This window comes from Nostoc sp., assembly GCF_036917755.1.
Classification (GTDB): Bacteria; Cyanobacteriota; Cyanobacteriia; order Cyanobacteriales; family Nostocaceae; genus Nostoc.
The window spans coordinates 63,562-79,358 of the sequence record NZ_JBALFC010000057.1; the positions used below are offsets into that span (position 1 = coordinate 63,562).

Sequence of the window (15,797 nt, forward strand, 5' to 3'; positions counted from 1 at the left end):
TGGGCATGGAGTATTGGGCATTGGGTGTTTTCCCAGTTCCCAGTCCTATTCCCTACTCCCTACTCCCTACTCCCCTTCTTTACCCTTAATTAACACGTTGTATTTCTACGCAATTTCTAACGAATCAAATCGTAGGAAATATCTGTCTTAGAAGGAATGTTGGTGTTGCGATCGATTTCTTCAAACAGGGTATTTACAACCCAGTTGAGCAGGTTGATTATACCTTGATAACCAATGGTGGAGTAGCGGTGTAAGTGGTGACGATCCATGATGGGGTAGCCAATTCTCACTAGGGGAGTCTTGGTGTCGCGCCACAAGTACTTACCGTAGGTGTTACCGATGAGGAAGTCTACTGGTTCGGTGAACATCAAAGAACGCAGATGCCACAAGTCTTTACCAGGCCAAACAGTTGCATTCTTACCGAAGGGGCTAGAAGCAAGCAGTTCTTTGATTTCTGCTTCAAATACTTCATTGCTGTTGTGAACCAAGATATGCACAGGTTCAGCACCCATTTCTAGCATAAAGCCAACTACGCTGTATACTAAATCTGGTTCGCCGTAGATAGCGAAGCGCTTGCCGTGAATCCATGAATGGGAGTCAGTCATGGCATCAACTGCGCGACCGCGTTCAATTTCCAATTCTTGAGGAATGGGTATACCACTCAGTTCGCTGAGTTTCATTAAGAACTCATCAGTACCCTTAATACCCCAAGGACGGGAAACTGAGGTTGGTTGCTTCCACTCTTTTTCGATATACTCGCGGGTTTTGAGGGTAGAGTGTGCTTGCAGAGCGATCGTCGCTTTCGCATTGATTGAATCTTCTGCATCTTCTAGCTTTGTACCACCTGGGTACATATCGAACTCACCTGTGTTGGGTGAATCGAGGTAGTCGCTGTTGTCGGCTAGAATGGTGTAGTCAAAGCCGAACAAAGAAGCAATCCGCTTGATTTCGCGGTTGTTGCCTACATAGGTGTCAAAACCTGGGATGAAGTTGATTTTACCATTGCTGGTTTCTTTCTTATGGCCTGCTGTCAGGTTAGAAAGAATTCCCTTCATCATGTTGTCGTAACCAGTGATGTGGGAGCCAACAAAGCTAGGGGTGTGAGCGTAGGGTACTGGGAAATCTTGAGGAACTGAACCAGCTTCCTTGGCGTTGTTGATGAAAGACTGCAAGTCATCACCAATTACTTCTGCCATACAGGTGGTGCAGACAGCGATCATCTTAGGCTTGTAGAGTTGGTAAGAGTTCGCCAAGCCGTCAATCATGTTTTGCAGACCACCAAACACGGCTGCATCTTCAGTCATTGAAGAAGATACACCAGAGAATGGTTCTTTGTAGTGACGGGTTAAGTGGGTGCGGAAGTAAGCAACGCAACCTTGAGAACCTTGAACAAAAGGTAGAGTACCTTCAAAACCAACAGCAGCAAAGATTGCTCCTAATGGTTGACAACCTTTAGCAGGGTTGACGGTTAAAGCTTCACGAGCGAAGTTCTTTTCACGATAATCCCAACCCTTCGTCCACTCTGCAACCCGTGTTACTTCTTCGGGGTCGTGACCGTTTTCAAACTGCTTTTTGTTTTCAAATAGCTGTTGGTACTCAGGTTGGTGGAATAACTCGACGTGATCTTGAATTTTTTCTGGATTCTGAGGCATTTCTGGATCTCCAAGCTTACTGAATTCTTTAATAATTGAAATGGGAGTGGGGAGTAGGGAGTGGGGAGTGGGAATATGATTCAAAATTCAAAATGCAAAAATCAAAATAAATTTTTAATTTTTCAGTTTTGAATTTTGGATTCCCAACTCCCCCCTGGGGCTAAAACCCCAGGCTTATCCCTACTTATCGCTCTCTCCCATTTCCCTAAACGGCAGCCTTAGCCTTAGCTTCAGCCTTCTTAGCCTGAGCTTTTTCATTCCAAGGAGCGCCAATTAATGACCAGGTTGGGCTGTTAAGTGCCAAGTCCATGTCGCGTGCGAAGATGGCGAAGCCGTCATAACCGTGATAAGGACCGGAGTAATCCCAAGAGTGCATTTGACGGAAAGGAAGACCCATCTTTTGGAAGACGTACTTCTCTTTCACACCAGAGGCTACAAGGTCGGGCTTGAGGGCTTTGATAAATTCCTCGAATTCGTAAGCGGTAACATCGTCATAAACGATCGTGCCGTTTTCGATGTAGCCAGTGGTACGTTTGTAGTCGTCATTATGAGCGAACTCATAACCAGTACCTATCATCTTCATGCCCAAGTCTTGGAAAGCTGGGACAACGTGGCGAGGACGTAGACCACCAACCATGATGGCGACAGTCTTACCTTCCAAGCGGGGGCGATACTTCTCAAGAATCGTATCCATTGTGGGCTGATACTTGGCGATGACTTTCTCAGCGTTTGCTTGGATTGTCTCGTCAAACTTAGAAGCAATTTCCCGTAAAGATTCAGCAATCTTGGTGGGGCCGAAGAAATTATACTCAAGCCAGGGTATACCATAAGCTTCTTCCATGTGACGGCTGATGTAGTTCATCGACCGGTAGCAGTGGATGAGGTTCATCTTTACATTGGGGGTCATCAACATTTCGTTGATGGTGCCATCACCTGACCACTGAGCGACTACGCGCAAGCCGAGTTCTTCTAACAGGATGCGGCTAGCCCAAGCATCTCCACCGATGTTGTAGTCACCAATGATGGCTACATCATAAGGAGTACCTTCAAACTGAAGTGTACCGTCTTTCTTAGCTTGGTCGGATCTGGTGAAAACCCAGTCACGAACCATGTCGTTAGCAATGTGGTGTCCCAAAGATTGGGAAACACCCCGGAAGCCTTCGCAACGCACAGGTACAACTGGCTTGCCAATTTCTTTCGATGTCTTCCGAGCAACAGCTTCGATGTCATCCCCAATTAGACCGATGGGACATTCAGATTGAATGGAAACACCACGGTTGAGGGGGAAAAGTACATCAAGTTCTTGGATTAGCTTGGTAAGTTTCTTGTCACCACCGAAAACGATATCTCGTTCTTGGAAGTCGGAGGTGAAGTGCATGGTACCAAAGGTGTCAATACCTGTGGTGCCGATGTAGTAGTTACGACGACCAGACCAAGACCAGTAACCGCAACCTACAGGCCCGTGGCTGATGTGGATCATGTCCTTAATGGGACCCCAGACCACACCTTTAGAACCGGCGTAAGCACAACCACGAGCGGTCATTACCCCAGGAAGGGATTTGATGTTAGACTTAACGCCGCAATCGGACTTACCTTCTTCGTATACGTTTAAGTGCTTTTCGCGCTTCTTAGCAGCTTTTTCTGGGTAAGCACTAAGAACTTCTTTAATTAGCTCTTTTCTTTCTTCGATGATGTTTTGATTTTCTGGAGGTGTCATACTTAGCCTCTGTGACTCGTAAGGATCGGGGCATAGGGGGACTAGGAGTCCCCTCTAAGGTTAGGGGGGAGATGTAAGGGAGAGGGTAAAAGGGAAGATATGGAACTCTTCCTTTTTCCTTGTGCTAAAGCGTTATTTATTAGCAGCGAATTATACTACAGGAGCTTCAGCAGCACTCTTACCAACCAGCATTGCAGTATTTTCGTCGCTTTCGAGAATACCGAATTCAATCAACAATTCTTCTAGTTCTTCCATTTCGATGGGTGTAGGAATAGCTAGGTTTTTGTTGTCGATAATTTTCTGAGCCAATGTCCGATATTCGTTAGCTTGGTTGCTTTCGGGTGCGTATTCGTTAACAGTCATCCGGCGTAATTCTGCGTGTTGAACGATGTTGTCACGGGGTACGAAGTGAATCATTTGGGTGTTCAACCGTTTTGCCAAGGTTTCGATTAGTTCGATTTCCCGGTCAGTGTTACGGCTATTACAAATCAAACCACCCAAACGCACGCCACCAGTGTGAGCATATTTAAGAACACCACGAGCGATGTTGTTAGCAGCATACATCGCCATCATTTCACCTGATGTAACGATGTAGATTTCTTGGGCTTTACCTTCACGAATAGGCATAGCGAAACCACCGCACACAACGTCACCTAATACGTCGTAAGATACGAAGTCTAGGTTTTGGTAAGCACCGTTTTCTTCTAAGAAGTTGATGGCGGTGATGATACCACGACCGGCGCAACCTACACCGGGTTCTGGCCCACCAGATTCTACGCAACGAACGTCACGGAAACCGGTTAGCATTACTTCTTCGAGTTCGATATCTTCTACTGCACCACGTTCTGCGGCGAGGTGAAGAACGGTGGTTTGAGCCTTGCTGTGCAGCATCAAACGGGTGGAGTCAGCTTTAGGGTCGCAACCAACGATGAGGATGCGTTGACCCATTTCTGCCATAGCTGCTAAGGTGTTTTGGGAAGTGGTAGATTTACCGATACCGCCCTTACCGTAGAAAGCTATCTGTCTAATCTTTTCTTCAGTCATTGTTCGTGTTTCCCTGCAATTGGTTGGTTGGTGGGTATGCGCGTTTGTCAGTTGCGTTCACGCCAGTTGAGCGACAGTAGTGAGCGCGTGTAGAGCATCGTTGGTACCGTTGGCATAAATGCCTGCCGGGGGCGATCGCTCCACAGCTAAAATGATCGAAAGTAAGTACATATATTTCCTGGCTAAATTTTTTTTCTTTTGTCCTTAGTCATTAATCATTTATCCTGACTAATGACTAAGAGATTACGCAATTTACAAATACGTCATAATGTGTTTCAGCTTGAAAGACTTAATAGGACTTGATGTTGTTATTTGTCAACAATCAATGCCTAAGTCCGATTACTTGTTCAAAATAGCGCCCTTCATATTTGTGACGCGCTCTAGTGCAGCTTTGGTGTCTTCTGGCGACTCTCCACGCACAGCCATTGCTTCACCGAGATGCTTGGCGATCGCATCGAAGTGTGGTTGCTGTAGATTCATTCCCGCGTGGGTTTTGTCCATTGGACGACCGGCGTATTGCTTTGGCCCCTCAAATATCTGAGATAAGAAAGCAACTAGATGATTACGTTGCTTGGGCATATCTGTACCAGCAAAAATGGGATTGAGGAGGCTGTCTGTGGCAATGCGTTTGTGGAGTTCATCTACTATTTGTTCAATAGCTGGTTGTCCGCCAAGTTTGTCGTACAATGTACTCATATTCTGTTCCTTTGAAGCGAGTTAGATGATGAAAGAAAGCAAGTAGGCGCTTAATCTATGAAGCCTATATGCTGTTAGCCGTAATAGTGGTAGGATTGATACCAATTCGTAATTCGTAATACCATCGGGGGAGCAATCCTTCGGGTGTGTACGTAATTCGTAATTAAGAAAATTAGATTTGAATCTGTTACTTTCTTTTGGCGAATTGGTATGAAGCATTGAGTGGAGACAATGATTCGGTTCAAATCCTACTTTCTGTTCCTGGCTGAATGCATATTAGGGCGTATTTGTAGAGTACGTTAAGTCCTACAGCAATTCCTAAACTGCTTCGACTACAAGGCTCTTGCTGACACGATCTTGTAATCTGGCTTCGATCGCAATTTTCAGAGTTGCTGTACTACTAGAACAGGAACCGCAAGCACCTTGCAGCACAACTTTCACGCGATCGCCTTCTACATCATAGAGTTCTACATCTCCCCCGTCTGCAATGAGTACGGGTCTGACTTCTTCATCAAGAACCTTTTGAATTAGAGCAATCTTTTGGACGTTGGTTAGCGCTCGTTCCTTAGAGGTGACAATTTCTGTGGCAACTTTTACGCCGTAATTGTTGAGAGCAGGTGAGGCGTATTCCTGTTGAACTGATCTAATAATATCATCGATGTTCGCCAGACAGGAACCGCATCCGCCACCAGCTTTCACATAATTTGTTACTTGTTCAGCATCCGTGAGATTATTTTCTAGAACCACACGACGAATTTTGGATTCGCTGATGCCAAAGCAACTGCAAACTAACGCGCCTTCATCATCATCATCGTGGGTAGCTAGAGGTATGCCACGATAATTATAGATAGCGGCTTCTAGCGCTTCTTGTCCCATGACAGAGCAGTGCATTTTAGCTTCTGGCAATCCACCCAGGTAATCTGCAATGTCTTTGTTGGACACTTTCAGGGCTTCATCTAAAGTTAAACCTTTGATCATTTCGGTTAATGCACTAGAAGATGCGATCGCACTAGTACAACCAAAGGTTTGAAAACGAGCATCCAGAATCTTATCAGATTCTACTTCAACTTTCAGGTGCAATCTCAGAGCATCACCGCAAGCAATGCTACCGATTTCTCCCGTTGCAACCTTAACCCCAGGTTCGCTCGTTTCTTCAATTGCTCCCTGATTTTTGGGATCGTAAAACAGTTCTAATACTTTATCAGTGTAGTCCCACATAATGAATTTTAGATTTTAGATTTTGGATTTTAGATTGGGGGATTGGGGAGTGGGGAGTGGGGAGTGGGGAGTGGGGAGTGGAGAGTAGTAAATTCTTTATTCCCTATTCCCTATTTCCTATTCCCTACTCCCTACTCCCTATTCCCTAATTAGCGATGCGCCAGTGCTTGTTCTTGTTCTTGCAGCCAACCTGCATCATCATTTTTGAAGGGCGAGAGGGCGCGTAAACGTTCTACAATACTGGGCATTACCTCTATCACTTGATCGATTTCGGCTTCTGTAGTGTAGCGACAAAGGCTGAAGCGGATGGAACCATGCAAAGTTGTGTAGGGTAAGCCCATCGCCCGGAGGACGTGGGAAGGTTCCAGTGAGCCGGAGGTGCAAGCAGAACCGGATGAGGCGCAGATACCGTATTTATTCAAGGATAGTAAGATTGCTTCACCTTCAATATACTTGAAGCCGATATTTGTGGTGTTGGGCAATCTCTGCGTAGCGTCACCGTTAACGACACAATCGGGAATTTTAGCGAGTAAAGTTTGTTCGAGGCGATCGCGCAGCTTTCTTTCTCTTGCGATCGCTTCTTCTAAGTGTAACAGTTCGAGTTCCGCAGCTTTGCCCAAGGCGATAATTGCTGGAACATTCTCTGTTCCCGCCCGACGTCCGCGTTCTTGGTGTCCGCCAATCATGAAGGGACGGAAGCGAACCCCGCGCCGAATATATAAAGCGCCAATTCCTTTCGGACCGTGCAGCTTGTGACCAGACACGGTTAACATATCCACAGTGCTAGTCTTCATATTCAAGGGGATTTTTCCCACTGCTTGCACCGCATCTACATGGAAGATAGCGCCATATTCTTTCACGCGCAACCCAATTTGCTCAATCGGGAAAATCGTGCCAGTTTCGTTATTAGCATACATAATAGTCACCAAGGCGGTGTTACCCGTCAAGGAAGCTTCTAGTTCATCTAGATCCAGCTGCCCTTGATGATTTACTGATAGATAGGTAACAGTGTAACCTTGGGTTTCTAATTGTTTGCAGACATTGAGTACTGCTGGATGTTCAACTTGGGTAGTGATGATGTGTCGCTTTTCCGGTTGCGCCAACAGTGCGGCTCGAATCGCCGCGTTATCTCCCTCAGTACCACAACTTGTGTAGACAATTTCTGACTCATCGGCTCCCAGGATGGCTGCAAGTTGTTCTCTTGCTGTTCTCACTGCTTTACCGACTTGCCCACCAAAGGTATGCATACTGGAGGGATTGCCGTAATATTCCGTCAGGTAAGGCAGCATTACCTCTATAACTTCCGGGTCTACCTTAGTGGTAGCATTATTATCAAGATAGATGCAGTTCTTTTGCATTGTTGTCTTTAATTATGAATTAAGAATTATTTAGGGATTACCAAGAAATAAATTATCCAATCTTGTGGGGTGGACATCTTGTCCGCCCTTAGTCACGGGCTCTCGTGTCGCCCACCCCACAAGAAAAGTTGGATGTTTTTTTTATTTGGAAGTCCCTTAAGCTTCAAATCCCACTGATTGGGGTTGACGCTTTTGCAACTGTTCGGAGTATTTCTGGGCATAGCAGTTAAACCAACGTTCCCAGTAATCTTGTTTATTTGTTAATTTAGCAACTACTTGGTTGTAATTGGTAAACCAGCCTTCCCAGTAATCGCTAGGCTGCTTAACGCAACCGTCGCAGGTGGGACAACCAGCTTTACACTGAGGCATGGTATGAATGCTACCAACGCAGTTTGTACAAAGTTCAGGGTCAATCCAGTGCTGTCCATCAACCACTTTAACTGCATTTGTGGGACATACAGATAGACAGAGATTACAGGAAATACACTGGCTAGTAATTTTGTAAGCCATGATTTATTCTCCTTTTGGGGAATGGGCATTGGGCATTGGGCATTGGGCATTGAGGATTGGGTTTAGGGGAGGGCATTGAAGATAATTCTTATCCCATGCCCCATGCCCTATGCCCCATGCCCTATTCGTTATTCCCTAATTCCTTAACGTATTGCTCGTAAAACTCCAAAGCAACCTTTTCAATCACGTCGTAAGCTTCAACAGCCTGTATTCCAGCTTTTTGCAATTTCTCTTGAGGACTGTTACCAATCTTGGAAACTAAAACTGCTTTGCAATCTGCGATCGCTTTCATAATATACTCAAAGGAAGCTTCCTCGCCGTATCCACCTTGGCAGTATTGGTCAATTTTGCGATGACCGACAAAGCGAACTTCGTTTCCATCCACTTCGTAAATTTGGAATTCTTTCGCATGACCGAAGTGCTGATTAACTAATCCGCCGCCTTTGGTTGCTACTGCAACGAGGACTTTGGGACTGTTGGCAAATTTCTTGCCGGCTAGCGCCTTGTCTTTGGCTACTTTAAGTTCTTCTTTAAACTTCTCAATCCCTTCGTGAACGGTAGCGCGTTGTTCCATGTCATATTCTGGAGCCATTTCCAAGAATTTCTCTTTGGAAAACTCCTGGCTGCGGTCTTCTCCCAACAATCCGACTGCATCGGCGCGACACTGGCGACAGTGACGCATCATTTTCATATTACCAGAGCAGTTGTCTTGAACTTCTTTGAGTTCTTTGGGTGTGGGACCGCGTTGACCGGTTAAACCGAAGTGTGTGCCATGTTCTGGTGCAGAAATCAATGGCATGATGTTGTGTAAGAATGCACCTTTCTCACGAATGACTCGATTCACTTCGACTAAGTGATGGTCATTAATTCCGGGAATCATCACGGAGTTGACTTTGCACAAGATGTCAGCATCTTTCAGGGCTTGCAATCCTTCCATCTGTCTTTCGTGGAGAATTCTTGCGCCTTCAATGCCTCTGTAACGCTTGCGGTTGTAGTGAACCCAAGGATAAATCTTAGCACCAATCTCTGGATCTACCATGTTAATGGTGATCGTAACGTGATCTATATTTAATTGTTTAATGCGATCGATGTAGTCGGGCAGCATTAAACCATTGGTTGATAAGCACAGCTTGATATCTGGTGCTTGGGCTGCAATCAACTCAAATGTGCGGAAAGTCTTTTCTGGGTTCGCCAATGGGTCGCCAGGGCCGGCAATTCCCACAACAGTCATTTGGGGAATCTTGCCGCCAATGACCAAAGCTTTGTGTGCAGCTTCTTCTGGGGTTAGCAATTCGCTAACTACTCCAGGACGGCTTTCGTTAGCGCAATCATATTTGCGGTTGCAATAGTTGCATTGAATGTTGCAAGCTGGAGCAACTGCAACGTGCATCCGGGCGTAGTGGTGATGGGCATCTTCGCTGTAGCAGGGATGTTTAGCAATGCGTTCTTGGAGCTTTTCGTCCCTTTCCACTGTGGCGCTGCTGGTGCTGTCGCAGCCGCAACCACCTGATTTTGCTTGGGTTGGCGATTCCGTGGCGGGGGAGTTGAGGAGTCGTGTAGACGGTGATGTCATTGAGTTTCGCAAAAGGTCGGTGGACTTGGCTGCCACTGTGGGAGATGCTGTTGCTACTCTTTCATGCCCAGGAATTGAAGTCGCGTCTTCCACACTGCCTGCAAACCCTGGGGTTCGGGTGACTTGTTTTCAAGTAGGGCAGGCGATGAATCTTTAGATGTTCGGCTGGTGTGTGTCAACGTTCGGTTCTTGGGTAGAATTTGTGCTTATAGCCGCGACTTCTATTCACTTTTGGCATGGTGCTATGTCATCCCTCCACTCACTTTTCGCTTCGTTTTGTTTTGGAGCGTTAAGTGATTGGCGATATAAGATTTATAGCAGCCATCTCCCAGCCAGATGTTGCGTCTCTCTAGGATAGAATTTATTGGATTTATTACGTTTGTACTCAAGTAATAAAAACCCTAATTCTGCAAGCATTACAAGAGTTAAAAAACTTTTTTCGGGTAGGGGTTCTAGTATTTTTTGGTTGGGGTTCTAGTGTTTATAGATAGGGGTTCAGGATTTCTTTGTACTCAGCCACAACCCAATCCCAGCAAGGACTTTAATTAACTTAAAACTGGGTTTGGGTTATTTAAATGTGTACTCAGATTGCCCTCAATTTGCGTCAAAAGCAATAAATGCCAAGGGTTTGAGGGTGAAAAACTGGAGTAGTCTATATCGTTCTACTCCATAAAAAAAGCGAAATTCAATTCTGTATCTAACATATCATTTTTTTGAGGCTAAAAATGCACTTCATATTTTTTTAATTTTTGCTTTGACAATGATATTCAATTGGGGTTCTAAGTCTTATCTGGTAAGCCATATGAGCTACGGTAAATAGATGTGTTGCTGCACATAATTTTCAAAAAACTTAACTTTTAACTCCTTTTTTTTCATTCCCACAATGAGGTGATGGGTAGGAAACTCTGGGATTTTGTGTTTAAGAGAAACAACAAACTATAATCTAACATGATTGTGCGATCGCAATGATTTTTTTTAATTGCTCGTTACGAACCTTAGCGAAAAACCTCACCCTGTCCTAACGGACATCCCTCTCCTTGCTAAGGAGAGGGAAAGATTGACTTGTGTGTACACAGTAGCCTTTTAGGAGAGAGATTTTATAGATACCCCTCTTTGTTGCTGATACGTATTTAGCTACAATAAAACCAAGAAAAGAAAAAATCTGAGTTATGATCGCCATCTCCCAACAGCCGCCAAAAATGACCGTTGAGGAATATCTCGAATGGGAACCTCAGCAAGATGTTCGCTACGAATATGCCAATGGCGAAGTATTTGCCATGACAGGCGGTACAATTCCCCATAACGACATTGCACTAAATCTCTACAGAGCTTTGTACCCCCATTTGCGTTTCAGGGGTTGCCGAGTGAACGTGTCAGACGTGAAAATGCAACTCACTCCCCAGAGCCGCTACTATTATCCTGATGTTATTGTCAGTTGCGACCCTGAAGACCTCAATGCCCGCAAATTTATTCAACATCCCAAGCTGATTGTCGAAGTTCTTTCCCCAGGTACAAGCGCTAAAGATCGGGGTGAAAAATTCACTTATTATCTAACAATTCCCAGTTTGCAAGAGTATATCTTGATTGAGTCGGAAAAAATCTCCGTTGAGCGTTACTGTCGGGGTGAGGGTAGGATGTGGCTTTACTATCCCTACACGGCTGGAGATATCGTCACTCTATCGAGCATTGAATTTGAATGTCCGATTGAATTGCTGTATGAAAGTGTTGTATTTCCGACTGAAGAATAAAGAGAATATGTTTTTTCACACAATGATCGCACTTTAAGCAACTGCATAGCCAGTGTAGGGTCTTAACTCTGGTGGACGAAACCCCAGGACGATGTGTTCTTTAGGAATTCCAGCCCGTTCTAAATCGGCGGCAATGCCTTCTTCAGTGCCATCCCGTTGAATCCAGATTTTGCCATCAATTAGGTCAATATGAACCAGACAGCCATGAATGCGGCGATCGCTATCCCAACCTACATCCATCCACAAATAGCGAGTCTCTTTCAGAGAGGCTGCGCCAACGCGGCTTCGATCAAACACCACTTCTGATTGAATATTGGCATAAGAATAGGGTAATGAAGCATATTCACTGAGGATAGTTTCAATCACCTGGCGATAGTGGTCTAACTTGGTGTAATCCATTGTTTAATAACCTCCTGTTTTGGATCAAAGGTAATCAGCTTTAAACGATGATTTCTTAGTAAAAGTTTGCCGATAGGTTCTTCAAACAAATCATCAAAAACTCTGTTAGGCACTGCAAGATATAACATTCGCTCTGGCTCTAACTCAATTAATATATCGTGATACAAAATATACTGACCCAACGCTTTTTCTAAATCATCAACATCCGATCTGCCGCTAAAACTTTTAATCTCAACTGCAATTTTGGATTCTGCTTTTTGCGCCGCCAACAGTTGCCTAGCACCTAAATAAACATACAAATCTTTTTCACCAAATTTAAGAGTCAGTGGGTCATGAGTAATTGTCCATTTGTCTTTAATCAAAGCATTTTTGACATTGTTGTGATAGATGTCTCTAGCTGGCATATAGGTGTAGTTTTAGACTGATATTTCTATTTTAGGAAATCTCTGAGAGCCAGGGCAATGGAATAGAGCCTCCGGCACGCTGACGCGTAGCTTGCTTCGACCTAGGAGTACGCGGCTACACAAACTCTCGTCCACCGACCTGGACTAAGAGAAAATCAAGAGTTTGAAACCCACCTCCGTGGGTTTTGCCTGTATAGCCGCGATTTCTAATCGCCTGAACTACGCGATCGCTATACTGTAGTCATAACGAAAAATAAGCTGTCTGAGTTCATTCAGCAAAACAAGGTAGCAGGAGGAATAGGATGAAAGCAGTCGTTATCCGCCGGTATGGTGCGGCTGAGGTGTTGCACTATGAAGACGTGGAGCAGCCGAAAATTGAGCCAACGCAGTTACTTGTGAAAGTTCGTGCTAGTAGCGTTAATCCGATTGATTGGAAAATTCGCCAGGGGATGTTGAGTTTGATTACCGGCAGCAAATTCCCGAAGATTCTGGGGTTTGATGTGGCGGGAGAAGTCGTGGCGGTTGGCTCTGGTGTCACGCGTTTTAAACCCGGAGATGCTATCTATGGTAGTACTAGCTTCCCTGGAGGAGGTTACGCCGAATTTGCAGCCGTCCCAGAAAACTTGGTGGCTTTCAAACCAACGAACCTTTCTTATGAAGAAGCTGCGGCTGTGCCTTTAGCAGCACTTACGGCTTTGCAAGCACTGCGAAATCAAGGGAATATTCAAACAGGACAAACTGTTTTGATTAATGGTGCTGCGGGTGGTGTAGGCAGTTTTGCAGTGCAAATTGCTAAGGCTTTAGGGGCAGTGGTGACGGGAGTTAGCAGCACTAAAAACTTGGATTTGGTGAAATCTCTCTTAGCAGACCGCGTGATTGATTATACGCAGCAAGATTTCACCCAAGATACAGCGCAGTATGACATTATCTTTGATGCAGTGGGTAAGCGATCGCTCTCACAAACCAAAAGAGTTCTCAAACCCAACGGAATTTATATCACCACGGTACCCAGCCCCAAAGTCTTCTTAGAGATCGTCTTAACAGCGTTCCTTCCGGGTCAAAAAGCCAAATCGGTGTTTGAAAAGCCTAACGCGAAGGATTTGGTTTATCTTAAAGAATTGATTGAAGCGGGTAAAATTCGTGTGGTGATTGATCGCACATATCCCTTACAAGAACTCGCGGCGGCTCATAGTTATAGCGAAACTGGGCGGGCTGTGGGGAAAATTGCGTTGGTGCAACCCGTCGTAGACATCGCTATTTAGGGGAACTGAGATTTTCACCCAGTAAGGCTTAATATTATTTGTGTCACAATTGGCAATGTGTTTATTTTGGCAGGTGATGAACTGCAAATCCTTGTATTTCGTGATGGAACTTGGAGATTTGTAAATGAAACCTAATTTTGCAGAAATGTCCACAAAAGAGTTAACTCATCCCCCGGCTTGAAGCCGGGGGCAAATCGAAGTCAAAAGTCATTGGTCATTGGTCATTAGTACCAATGACCAATGACTTTTGACTAATGACTAAATCGGCGGGCGGCTATCCCTCCCACCCCTCTTGTTGGGGTGGGAGGGATAGCCGATTTTTGTTGAGGGCGTATGTGCTTGCTAATCGGGAAGATATAGAAGCGCTAGAAATCCTATTTAATCGCCGTACTCCTGACTCAGAAGGAATTATATATCCATCGATGTTTACTGAAGATGGTAAACCTATAGAAGAGAATAATCGGATAATTGCAGAAGCGATCGCTCAGAGAGTTCAGCAAGAGAAGAATAATCAGGATTAGCTTTGTGTTTGGCGATCGCCGCATCGTGCAGGCAAGGCATTTCATTCTCATCTAGCCCGCCTCAGAATGAATTCTGAGTCTAATAGCGAAAGTCGTCTTCAGACGACTGTTAAATAAAATGCAAAACTTCATCCTGTATCTAGCTTCCCTCTCCTTTATAAGGAGAGGGATTGAGGGTGAGGTAAGCCAGGGACATTAATTGTATGTTATTTAATTCTTATTCCTTAGTTATTATCTGGCTATATTCAGTTACAGCATCATATTGGTCAGCCATTCTCGCATATTTTGCTAATAAATCAAAATTTAAATCAGGCAATAAAGTACTTCTAGGAACTTTTATATAGCTGTCACCTTGCAAACAATAAACTGATAATAAGCCATCTTCCCAAAACCAAACTTCGGGTATTCGCAAACGTTGATAAATTTCTAGCTTATTAATTCCGCCACTGGTGACAGTTATTTCCAAAATTAAATCGGGAATAGGTTTTTTTGTGCCTAAATTATAGGAGTCATCGGGTTCTCGTCGCGTTTTGTCTTCCTTTTTACCTATGGTTGCACTTCCCCGTCCATAAAACCGGATATTCTTCGCCCGCATATAGACTTCCAGCAACATCGCCAGAGTTTTTTTATTGTCCTCATGATCGTCAGAAAGTGGGGACATAATTTCGAGAATACTATCTAAATAAGTTAGTCGTGCGCTTGTCCCTGCAAGGGCGACATCAAGCTGTTCTAGCTGTTCCCAACTGACATTGTACAGAAGAACGTAGGACATCTCAGAAGTCGTAGGTTTTTCCAGGACAGGGGAAGACATAAGTTAAACCTAATTAGTGGCTTGTTTCTATCATAGAACTGAGATGGCATATAGGACTCTTAATTCACCCGCACGTTTAGCAATTTCTGGGCTAACAGGGATAATCTGACAGTAAGTTACCAAAAAATTATCAAACCAAGTTTGAATTCTGGGGTTGGGTTTTGCTGCTAAACCATAGCAAATTTCTTCCAATGTCATAGCACTCAGAAAAATTGATGAGATGCTTTTACTCCAGGCAATGACTCCAGGATTTGGTACTGGACGAGCTAATTCACTGATAATGTTAGTATCGCAGAGAAAGCTCATACTATTCTTCAGCAAATGGGATATGGCGATCATCGCCACATCGTGGAGGAGTTTCTAAAATGTAATTCTCCTCAGCACAGAGTTGACGTAGTTCGACAAAAGCATCTGCGAGGGAAGAGACTTTTTGTTGCTGATGCCAAGCAAGGAAGTCTTGAAAAAGTTTAGGTTCTACAATCGCAGCAACTAATTTGTCCTGCTTGAAGATTAATTGAGGTTCTGATGCGATCGCATCAATTACCTCTGGCAGTTTTTGTTGTGCTTCGTCAAGTTTCCAGTTCATTTGTTTTCAGATTTAATAGCAGGTTATTGTGATTTTAGTTTAGGTTACTTTTTCTGTTTCTAGCTAAATATTCAAAACTCCTAACTCAGCACGGGCTAAACCTTAGCTATCCGCTAACACTACTTTAGCCGCCAAATTTTGATTGTCCTGTCTCCACTACCACTGACAAGGGTTTTGCCATCTGGGCTGATGGCGACAGACTCAACCCAGTCAGAATGCCCTGTGAGGGTGCGGATTTGCTCTCCGGTTGCGAGATTCCACAGTTTGATGGTTTGGTCTCTACTACCACTGGCAAGGG

The 15,797-nt window shown here is 44.5% G+C and carries 18 protein-coding genes; 4 read left to right on the plus strand and 14 right to left on the minus strand.

The window, feature by feature from the left end; translation table 11 throughout:
* Nucleotides 1-116: 116 nt before the first annotated feature.
* From nifK to nifB, 8 genes are all read right to left on the minus strand, one after another.
* Nucleotides 117-1,652 carry a nitrogenase molybdenum-iron protein subunit beta gene (nifK, locus tag V7L05_RS14945; RefSeq protein WP_335165048.1) on the minus strand — a complete coding sequence of 512 codons (1,536 nt, stop codon included), beginning with the start codon at nucleotides 1,650-1,652 and terminating at the stop codon, nucleotides 117-119.
* A 205-nt stretch (nucleotides 1,653-1,857) separates the two neighbouring features.
* On the minus strand, nucleotides 1,858-3,369 hold the full coding sequence (nifD, locus tag V7L05_RS14950; RefSeq protein ID WP_335165050.1) for a nitrogenase molybdenum-iron protein alpha chain: 1,512 nt from the start codon (nucleotides 3,367-3,369) through the stop codon (nucleotides 1,858-1,860).
* Nucleotides 3,370-3,519: 150 nt separating this feature from the next.
* Nucleotides 3,520-4,413, minus strand: coding sequence for a nitrogenase iron protein (gene nifH / locus V7L05_RS14955; protein WP_292793127.1), 894 nt, complete (start codon nucleotides 4,411-4,413; stop codon nucleotides 3,520-3,522).
* A 339-nt stretch (nucleotides 4,414-4,752) separates the two neighbouring features.
* Nucleotides 4,753-5,109 carry a globin domain-containing protein gene (locus V7L05_RS14960; protein WP_334952642.1) on the minus strand — a complete coding sequence of 119 codons (357 nt, stop codon included), beginning with the start codon at nucleotides 5,107-5,109 and terminating at the stop codon, nucleotides 4,753-4,755.
* A gap of 318 nt (nucleotides 5,110-5,427) precedes the next feature.
* Nucleotides 5,428-6,327, minus strand: coding sequence for a Fe-S cluster assembly protein NifU (gene nifU / locus V7L05_RS14965; protein WP_335165052.1), 900 nt, complete (start codon nucleotides 6,325-6,327; stop codon nucleotides 5,428-5,430).
* A gap of 149 nt (nucleotides 6,328-6,476) precedes the next feature.
* Nucleotides 6,477-7,685, minus strand: a complete 1,209-nt coding sequence (gene nifS / locus V7L05_RS14970) for a cysteine desulfurase NifS (RefSeq protein WP_335165054.1) — start codon at nucleotides 7,683-7,685, stop codon at nucleotides 6,477-6,479.
* Nucleotides 7,686-7,841: 156 nt separating this feature from the next.
* Entirely contained in the window at nucleotides 7,842-8,195 is a 354-nt protein-coding gene (locus V7L05_RS14975; RefSeq protein WP_335165056.1) for a 4Fe-4S binding protein, read from the minus strand.
* A gap of 121 nt (nucleotides 8,196-8,316) precedes the next feature.
* Nucleotides 8,317-9,768: a nitrogenase cofactor biosynthesis protein NifB gene (gene nifB, locus V7L05_RS14980; RefSeq protein ID WP_335165078.1), complete on the minus strand. Its 1,452-nt coding sequence runs from the start codon at nucleotides 9,766-9,768 to the stop codon at nucleotides 8,317-8,319.
* Nucleotides 9,769-10,937: 1,169 nt separating this feature from the next.
* Between nifB and V7L05_RS14985 the strand changes: the two genes are divergently transcribed.
* Nucleotides 10,938-11,516 carry a Uma2 family endonuclease gene (locus V7L05_RS14985; protein ID WP_335165058.1) on the plus strand — a complete coding sequence of 193 codons (579 nt, stop codon included), beginning with the start codon at nucleotides 10,938-10,940 and terminating at the stop codon, nucleotides 11,514-11,516.
* A 33-nt stretch (nucleotides 11,517-11,549) separates the two neighbouring features.
* Here V7L05_RS14985 and V7L05_RS14990 read toward each other — a convergent pair whose 3' ends face one another.
* A complete protein-coding gene (locus V7L05_RS14990; protein ID WP_335165060.1) occupies nucleotides 11,550-11,915 on the minus strand; it encodes a XisI protein in 366 nt (121 codons plus the stop codon).
* Entirely contained in the window at nucleotides 11,897-12,319 is a 423-nt protein-coding gene (locus tag V7L05_RS14995; protein WP_335165062.1) for a XisH family protein, read from the minus strand. The genes V7L05_RS14990 and V7L05_RS14995 overlap by 19 nt, the downstream gene beginning before the upstream one ends.
* 302 nt (nucleotides 12,320-12,621) lie before the next feature.
* Here V7L05_RS14995 and V7L05_RS15000 point away from each other — a divergent pair, with 302 nt between their 5' ends.
* The 3 genes from V7L05_RS15000 (at nucleotide 12,622) to V7L05_RS15005 (ending at nucleotide 14,102) form a co-directional block, all read left to right on the plus strand.
* Nucleotides 12,622-13,581 carry an NAD(P)-dependent alcohol dehydrogenase gene (locus V7L05_RS15000; RefSeq protein WP_335165064.1) on the plus strand — a complete coding sequence of 320 codons (960 nt, stop codon included), beginning with the start codon at nucleotides 12,622-12,624 and terminating at the stop codon, nucleotides 13,579-13,581.
* Between the two features lie 48 nt (nucleotides 13,582-13,629).
* Entirely contained in the window at nucleotides 13,630-13,716 is an 87-nt protein-coding gene (locus V7L05_RS34705; RefSeq protein WP_442937860.1) for a DUF6888 family protein, read from the plus strand.
* Nucleotides 13,717-13,916: 200 nt separating this feature from the next.
* On the plus strand, nucleotides 13,917-14,102 hold the full coding sequence (locus tag V7L05_RS15005; RefSeq protein WP_335165066.1) for a DUF6887 family protein: 186 nt from the start codon (nucleotides 13,917-13,919) through the stop codon (nucleotides 14,100-14,102).
* Nucleotides 14,103-14,319: 217 nt separating this feature from the next.
* Here V7L05_RS15005 and V7L05_RS15010 read toward each other — a convergent pair whose 3' ends face one another.
* From V7L05_RS15010 to V7L05_RS15025, 4 genes are all read right to left on the minus strand, one after another.
* On the minus strand, nucleotides 14,320-14,913 hold the full coding sequence (locus V7L05_RS15010) for a Uma2 family endonuclease (protein ID WP_335165068.1): 594 nt from the start codon (nucleotides 14,911-14,913) through the stop codon (nucleotides 14,320-14,322).
* Nucleotides 14,914-14,943: 30 nt separating this feature from the next.
* On the minus strand, nucleotides 14,944-15,219 hold the full coding sequence (locus tag V7L05_RS15015; protein ID WP_335165070.1) for a PIN domain-containing protein: 276 nt from the start codon (nucleotides 15,217-15,219) through the stop codon (nucleotides 14,944-14,946).
* 1 nt (nucleotide 15,220) lies between these two features.
* Nucleotides 15,221-15,499: a prevent-host-death protein gene (locus tag V7L05_RS15020; RefSeq protein ID WP_334952654.1), complete on the minus strand. Its 279-nt coding sequence runs from the start codon at nucleotides 15,497-15,499 to the stop codon at nucleotides 15,221-15,223.
* A gap of 119 nt (nucleotides 15,500-15,618) precedes the next feature.
* On the minus strand, nucleotides 15,619-15,797 hold a 179-nt coding region (locus V7L05_RS15025), incomplete at its 5' end, for a WD40 repeat domain-containing protein (protein ID WP_442937861.1).